The sequence below is a fragment of the Rhodoplanes roseus genome (genome assembly GCF_003258865.1).
GTDB lineage: Bacteria > Pseudomonadota > Alphaproteobacteria > Rhizobiales > Xanthobacteraceae > Rhodoplanes > Rhodoplanes roseus.
Genome location: NZ_NPEX01000876.1, coordinates 1 through 262 on the forward strand (window position 1 = coordinate 1; position 262 = coordinate 262).

Annotated in this window: 1 protein-coding gene; it reads right to left on the reverse strand. The window is 67.9% G+C overall.

Annotated elements, in window-relative coordinates:
• Nucleotides 1-262 (reverse strand): hypothetical protein (locus CH341_RS32820; RefSeq protein ID WP_146604798.1); only part of this gene is annotated, 262 nt, incomplete at both ends.

Genomic DNA, 262 nt, shown 5'->3' on the forward strand with positions numbered 1-262 from the left:
CAGCCCCAGATCTGCGAGGAAAGGGCGGCGGTCACGTCCTCGGTGAGGCCGAGCGCCTTGCCGACCTCGCGCACGGCACCCTTGGAGCGGTAGCGGATGACGGTGGCGCAGAGGGCGGAGCGGTGCCGCCCATAGGTTTCGTAGATCCACTGGATCACCTCCTCGCGCCGCTCATGCTCGAAATCGACGTCGATGTCGGGGGGCTCGCCGCGGTCGCGCGACACGAAGCGCTCGAAGAGAAGGTCGTTGCGCTCCGGATCGA